Annotated in this window: 4 protein-coding genes, 1 tRNA gene and 1 other RNA gene; 2 read left to right on the top strand and 4 right to left on the bottom strand. The window is 43.1% G+C overall.

The features are described from left to right. Window positions 1–168: 168 nt before the first annotated feature. Together ssrA and ABIL00_08025 are read left to right on the top strand one after the other, a co-directional pair. Window positions 169–525: a transfer-messenger RNA gene (gene ssrA, locus ABIL00_08030) on the top strand. Between the two features lie 267 nt (window positions 526–792). Further along, a complete protein-coding gene (locus ABIL00_08025) occupies window positions 793–1,593 on the top strand; it encodes an Omp28-related outer membrane protein (protein ID MEO0110705.1) in 801 nt (266 codons plus the stop codon). Between the two features lie 106 nt (window positions 1,594–1,699). Here ABIL00_08025 and ABIL00_08020 read toward each other — a convergent pair whose 3' ends face one another. The 4 genes from ABIL00_08020 to ABIL00_08005 form a co-directional block, all read right to left on the bottom strand. Beyond that, window positions 1,700–3,586, bottom strand: coding sequence for a M14 family zinc carboxypeptidase (locus ABIL00_08020; GenBank protein MEO0110704.1), 1,887 nt, complete (start codon window positions 3,584–3,586; stop codon window positions 1,700–1,702). Between the two features lie 58 nt (window positions 3,587–3,644). Beyond that, complete coding sequence (locus ABIL00_08015; protein MEO0110703.1) at window positions 3,645–4,295, bottom strand: 50S ribosomal protein L25; 651 nt, start codon at window positions 4,293–4,295, stop codon at window positions 3,645–3,647. A 12-nt stretch (window positions 4,296–4,307) separates the two neighbouring features. Next, complete coding sequence (locus ABIL00_08010; protein ID MEO0110702.1) at window positions 4,308–5,249, bottom strand: ribose-phosphate pyrophosphokinase; 942 nt, start codon at window positions 5,247–5,249, stop codon at window positions 4,308–4,310. A 10-nt stretch (window positions 5,250–5,259) separates the two neighbouring features. After that, window positions 5,260–5,331, bottom strand: a tRNA-Gln gene (locus ABIL00_08005). Window positions 5,332–5,989: the final 658 nt, after the last annotated feature.

Raw genomic sequence — 5,989 nt, 5'->3', positions numbered from 1 at the left:
CATCGTTATAACCATAAAGGCTCCCTCTATTACTTTTTAATATGGGAGGGAGCCTAAATTTTTTCAATGGTAAGATATTTTTGATTAAATAACCCATTTTCGGTAAGATTATTTTTGATGAAAACCGGAGGGTTGACTTTTTATTATTTCTCCTATAATATTTTTTGTGGGGGCGAATGGGTTCGACGGAGTGATTGCGAGGCTTAAGGGCATAGCGAGGCTCTCTATCGCCTCGTTAAAGATAGATAGAGAAAAAAAACAGCTGCCAACAGCAGCTACGCACTGGCGGCATAATAAGACCGCCAACTCTTCTTGCCCTTTCACCCGGGGCAAGAAAGGGTTAGAGATTGGGTGATGCGGTTTTTACCTGCGTCTCAGGGGTAAGAACCTAAGAGATACTGAGACTGGTTAACCCTTGCCTGTCGGTTGGCGAAAGGGTTAACGAGAAATAGTAAACCGACTATCTATGTAGAACTTAAGCCTCAAACTCTCCGGACGCGGGTTCAATTCCCGCCGCCTCCATTGACTTTTTTATTTTGATACTTATAATGCAAAGTTTTAGGAGGAATTATGAAGTATCTCATCTCTCTTTTAATCCTTCTCCCCCTTGCTGTTTTCGGGGCAGAAAGGATAGTAGTTGCCGAAGAACTATATCAGGAAGATTGAGGCTCCTGTGCCGCTGCCAGCCGTGCGCTGGACCAGATTGTCGCTGATTATCCAACCCGAGTAGCCGCCATTGAATTACATATTGACAACGCTTATCCCCTTTATTCCTACGAAGCCAGACAGAGGATGTATTACTACCCACCACCATATTACTCCGGAGGTCAGTGGTACTATGTTACCCCTTATCTTTGGGCAGATGGAACAAGAGCCGGTTATAACTATAATCTCTGGCGGGGAGCGATTGAAGCCCGGATGTATGCAGACGCATCGGTTTTAATTACTGTCAGTGGAACCTACAACCCAACTACCCGCTCTGGCAGAATAACCGCTGATTTCACTAATGAGAACCCTACACCCATTACCGGAAGAATTCAATTTGTAATTGTGGAAGATAGCCTCTATTACCTGGGACCAAACAATGACCCCTGGCATAATCATGTGGCAAGGGATTTTCTGCCCGATTGGAACGGGGAAGTTGTTACTATCCCTGGTGGCCAGACAATCACCCGCTATCGCGATTACACCCTCTCAACCGATTGGAATCCAAGCCGCTGCGAAGTGGTTGTTTTCATTCAGGATGACTATATGCAACCCGACTCCAATAAGTTCGTCTATCAGGGGGCAAAGAAGAAGATAAATGAGTTCGTAGCAGTTGAAGAAACACCTATTTCTAAAATCCAGCATACAGTCTATCCCAATCCCCTTAGTGATTTTGCTATCTTCTCTTCGTTAATGAATAAAGAAAATCCAATAACGATAACGATTTACAATAGTGAAGGAAAAGTGATTAAAGAATTAGCCGGCAAATCTTCCATCCTCTGGGACCGAACCGACAAAAAAGGAAAGAAAGTGAAAAATGGGATTTATTTTTATCGTCTCCAAAGCGAAGAAGAAACCACAATTGGAAAGTTGGTGGTAATTAAATAAAAACCCGACTAACGAAATAAGTAGGTTTTAGAGGGGTAAGGAGTAATTTCCTTTCTTTTTTACTGATTTCAGTATAAGCTATGAAAAGAGAGATTCTTTAATTTCCTTACTTAACCAATACTATCTTCCTTATCTCCTTGTTTGTACCATCCTTCACTTCTAAGAAATAGATACCCTCTTCCAAATTGAAATCCCTAGGTAAGTTTTCCTTTCTCCCTTCCTCAAGAATCCGACCATCAGCCGAAATAATCCGGAAATGGAAATCCCCACCTGATAAGAAACTTGAAGATAAACGCAGAGATTTTCTTACTATTGTTGGGAAGCAAGAGAAATATCCTTCTCCTTTTTCCTCCTCCACCGAAACAATATTGGGACCAATGGTAATTGAATAATCCAATGGTTGACTCATCGCAAAGCCATCGTCAAGATAAGAAAGCACAACTCGTAGTCGGACAATAGTATTTGGTGGAATACTGGAGTTTGCGGAAATTCTTAACATAGCGCTTCGGGTATTTGAGGTATCTTTTCTCCGAATCACCGGCAGGGTGAATGTGCTATCAATTAGCGTAACCCGAGAATCAGAGGAACGGACGACACCAGAAATAGAATAGGCAGAATCAGCAGGATTAATGGCTCGGTTCCGTAATTTAAACCAGATATAAGCATTTTCCCCGGGATCCAATTGACCAGTCCGGTTCCCCATTAGGGTATCATTAATAAAAACGCCCCTCGGTTCAAAGAAAACACCCCCAACCTTAGTCAAAAAGAGATTGTTTCCCCGGTTTAACTGATTCTCATTATCAACGTAAGTCGGATTACTTGCCCCGTACCAGAAATCATTAGTTCCCCATTCAATCGTAAAAGCATAGGTGACAAACTTCCTAACACCTTCGTGTAAAGTATCGGCATATTCCCAATCGGTGCTTACCCCATTTGCCAAATATAGGACCCGAGCAATTTGTCCGGTCTGACTTTGGGGATAGCCGTTATACATCCGGAAGGTATCAACAACCTCTTGCAGTGTTGTCTGGTCAGGTGGTAAGGTTGTGGCATAACCCCAAGAGTACATATTGTATCTGCCATAGGTGTGGTAATCAAGTTGGGTTCTTATTTTCTGAGTAAGCATAAAATCTCTTGCCACCTGAGTTTCTGGTTCCGAAAAACGAGCAGGTCCCCGATAAGTTTCAGAAGAAGGACTACCACTGGAACCAGAGTTATCATAGGCCCATTTATAGCCGTAGTTCCGATTTAAGTCTACTCCCACATAGGGCGATTGGATTATTCTCCGATTTTTCCGCCAGTTAGCAGTTGAACCACCAGAATCGGAATTATAAACATAGCCATCCGGGTTCATCACTGGTGTAAAATAGATTTCCCGGTTATTTACCAGCCAGGTAACAAGACTGTCTCTACCGTAATTCATTAGAAGCCAACTGGCAAAGTCAATACAACAATGTGTTGCTCCTGGTTCTCGGGCGTGCGTTGCCCCATTAAAATAGACTGCTGGTTCTAACTCATCAACTTGGGGGTTATCCGAAATCTTTAAGGTCCATAAGGGTCTTCCCTGATGGGAATTTCCGATATTCATTATCGAGCAGATCGCGGGATAATTTGCTTTCATCCGGTTAAGGGTATCAATCATCTCCCAATAGGTGAAGAAATAACCGAAATCCCGGAAGAGCTCTGGTTTATCGGGGTCTACTCCCGTCATCAGCCGGAACTTCTCTTTTATATCAGGATAGGTTATTTCCACTCTTAAATTTCTCCCTTTTATCTTTTCCAGTTGCTCTTCGGTTGTAATTATCACAATATAGGATTCTCCGGTTTCTGTTTCCCCGCCCGTTGCCACATCTAATTCGGAAAAGAAGTTGCCCAATTTAGAGAAAAGTTCTTCGGCGGTTTGAAAATAGACCCGCGCCTCCATTTTTCTCTCGGCGTAAATAAAAGAGAAAAGGAGGGAAAAAGAAAAAACAGAAGCAAATAAGTACTTCATTTTTCCTCCCAACTTTCAAACACTTTTAATCCTACCACTATTTCCCGAAAAGTCAATCTCACTTCCCCTTCTTCTCCTCTCCTTCCTTCTCTTCTTTTTTCTCTTTCGCCACCGCTTCCGGTTGGGCTGGCGTTGGCGTCACCTCTGCTGGTTTTACCTCTTCTAATTTCTTGGGTACAAGAACCGAGACAACAGGTGTGTCCGGAGGCAAAAGAAAATGACCGCCGCTAATTTTTATATCCGAGAGATGAATACTATGACCTAAACGCAATTGGGATATATCCACTTCAATTCTTGGGGGTATGGCGTCAATTTTTCCCTTTATTGACACTTCCCGCAAGTGATGGTCAAGAATACCACCGGCTTTCACACCGGGAGCGGTTCCTAAAAGGACAATTGGGCATTTCACGACAATCTCCTCCTCGGGATGGATTTTTTGAAAATCAATATGGATAAACCGGTTTTTAATTGGGTCCTTCTGAATTGCCTTCATTATGCAACGTTCACTCTTTCCCGCAAACGAGAGGGTGAAAATTGGTGCCTTCCCCTTCAGTTCTTCTAAAAGGGCGAGGAATCTTTTCTCTTCCACATACAATTTTACTGACTCCTCTCCCCGACCGTAAAGAATGGCTGGGATCTTTCCTTCCCTCAAAAGTTTTTTGGTAATCCCTTTCCCCTTCTTTTCTCTAAGATAAGCGATGAGTTCCATATCTTCTCCCTTTTATTTAAAAAGGGATGTCACCGACATCCCTTTATGGATCCTTCTTATTGCTTCTGCAAAAATTGGTGCCACGGAAAGGATTTCAATCTTATCATTGATTTTTTCGGGCGGCAAAGTGATGGTATCGGTAACAAAAATCTTTTTGATCTTTTCCACCGACAATCTTTCCAAACAGTCTTGAGCAAAAACGGCATGAGCGGCACAGACAATAATCTCTTTCGGTCGCGAATTTTTCTGCAAGAACTGAACCACCTCAATAATCGTCTTTCCCGTTGAGATGATGTCATCAAAGATGATGCAAGATTTATTACGCACATCACCAATCAGATTCATAACCTCTACCCCCTTACTCCCCGGAAATTTTTCTCGCCTCTTATCAATTATCGCCATTGGTCTGCCTAACCTCTGAGCAAAAGCCCGAGTCCTTTTCACACCACCCGTATCCGGGGAGACCACCACATAATCAGTAAGGTCTTCTTTTTTGAGCCGCTCCACAAAAACACTGGCGGAGTAAAGATGGTCCACCGGGATATTAAAGAAACCCTGAATCTGCTCGGCGTGGAGTTCCATTGTCAAAACCCTTTGGGCACCCGCAGTCTCTAAGAGGTCAGCATGGAGTTTAGCAGAAATTGGCACCCTCGGTTCATCCTTTCGGTCCTGCCGGCCATAACCAAAATAAGGTATCACCGCGGTGATGCGCTCGGCGGAAGCCCTTTTTAGGGCATCCAAGAGAAGGAGGAGTTCCAGGATGTTATCCGCTGGAGGTGGTGTTGGTTGAATAACAAAGACATCGTCACCCCGCACACTCTTTTCAATCTTCACCGAAATCTCTCCATCAGAAAAATTTTCAATTGTCGTAGGCCAGGGGTCAATTTTTAATATCTGGCAAATCTTTTCCGCCAAGGAGAGACCCTGTCGGCCCGCAATTACCTTTAACGCCATAAAATAATAGCTGGGGCGGGAGGATTCGAACCTCCATTTAAGGATCCAAAATCCTGTGTCCTGCCCATTAGACGACGCCCCAAACTCTCCACGATAATCCCTCTTATTTTCTCCCTCCTCAAATTAGATAAAGATTCCTCTTCCTTCCCTCTTTCTAAAATCCCAAATAATCCGCTGCCGCTGCCGGTCATCTGCGCCCCGAGGGTATATCTATCAATCTTCTCTTTAATTAGAGAAAGTCTTGGGTATTTTCTAAAAACAACCTTCTCAAAATCGTTCACCAGATAAGAGCGAATACCAATCAATTTTCCTTTCTCTAATTTCTTTCTTAATAATATAAGAGAAGAAATTTCTTTTGTCAAATTCCGGTCAATAAGGGAATAAGCCCAAGAGGTAGATATTTTTATCTTTGGCAGATAGAGAAAAAATTTCAATTTCGGGATTTTTATCGGTTCTAATATCTCGCCTCTCCCCCGAGCGTAGCAGGCGCCCCCAAAAAGGAAAAATGGACAATCGCTACCCAATTCCTTAGCCAGGATAAAAAGTTCTCTTCTCTTAAGTTTCTTCTCCAATAAAAGATTTAGACCAATAAGGACGGTAACCGCATCAGAAGAGGCGCCGCCTAAACCCCTTCCCGGTGGAATACGATTCTCAAGAAAAATTTCCGTTCCGTATCTCTTCCCGAGTTTCTCATAAAAGAGAGAGACCGCCCGATAAATGAGATTATTTCTCCCCTGAGG

Source organism: candidate division WOR-3 bacterium (assembly GCA_039801905.1).
Taxonomy (GTDB): Bacteria; Hydrothermota; Tepidihabitantia; order Tepidihabitantales; family JBDRVQ01; genus JBDRVQ01.
Note: the sequence above shows the minus strand (reverse complement) of the source record. Positions and strands in the feature narration are given on the sequence as shown.